Raw genomic sequence first — 1,067 nt, forward strand, 5'->3', positions numbered from 1 at the left:
GTCACTGTAGGCCATCCTTGCACGATTTTACCACCGTGGGCACAACTATCTCCCATTCTTACGACGGGCTTACCTTCTATAGTGAATATAGATGAGCCCGCGACCAATCCATCTGGTATCCCGACTCCTGTACACAATGTTTTACCACCTACCACAGCAACAGGGATCCCGTTGATAGTAACAATCGACTGTCCGGCATCAATAATCGGTCCGCCCACGTGTGGCACTGGGCCGGGCTCGACTTTCGGGCAAACGTGCATGTGTCCAAGTATTGCCACTGGCTTTCCCATACTCCCTCCTATAATAAATAGGGTCTTCTTTTTTTTTCCGCTTGCGCATCTGCATCACTTAGATTGATGCGAATACGGCCATTAAAATCACCACCACTTACCCAGGAAAAAAGGCAGGCATCCGTCCGCTGAATAAACGGGTTGAGCTCAATCAGCGTGGTAGCAAACTCGCTGTCCTGATAAGTTATCGCCACATCTGCGACCACGGAATCAACGTGTAATACAGGTAAGAGCTTTTGTAAAAAAGCGATGAGTTGAAGGCGTATTTCGTTTTCCTTTTCTTTGATAAACGGAAAGTATTCCAGACAGTGATATTGAGAAACGCCAATCACTTTGCCCTCTTTGATAAAGCACCTGAATTCTCCCCAGCGGGGAATATCACGCCACTCTCTCAGATACAGCCAAACGGGCGTTGACGATTGCAGGCAATCCCAAAGATAGGAGGCGACACGACGATTTGAGACCGCGAGTTGTTCAATCACGCCATCAACCGTCTCTAACCGAGGACGCGTATCATCGTGGTAGCTAACACCTCCGAATCGCAAAAAGATCGGTTTATTCAACACCGACAAGGCATATTCGATATCTTCACGTAATTGTGCAGAATATTGTGGTTTTTCCAGTAGCCCTCTGGCATTCATAAAATCATGAGTATTGGCTCCGATGGCAATAACGTCTCGCTCATGAAGTTCAAACCCCTCACTCAAAAACGATAAATCCAACAACTCTTTCGGCCAGTTCTCAATAAATGTCGCCTTATGTTCAGAATACATATTC

At 46.6% G+C, this 1,067-nt stretch carries 2 protein-coding genes; both read right to left on the reverse strand.

Features of this window, described 5'->3' with window-relative positions; translation table 11 throughout:
* Nucleotides 1-290: PAAR domain-containing protein (locus H0248_RS21490; protein WP_180787423.1), on the reverse strand; the 290-nt coding region annotated here is incomplete at its 3' end.
* Nucleotides 291-298: 8 nt separating this feature from the next.
* On the reverse strand, nucleotides 299-1,067 hold a 769-nt coding region (locus H0248_RS21495), incomplete at its 5' end, for a cell division cycle 123 family protein (protein ID WP_257981581.1).

Source organism: Pectobacterium brasiliense (genome assembly GCF_013449685.1).
In the GTDB taxonomy this organism is placed as follows: Bacteria; Pseudomonadota; Gammaproteobacteria; order Enterobacterales; family Enterobacteriaceae; genus Pectobacterium; species Pectobacterium brasiliense_A.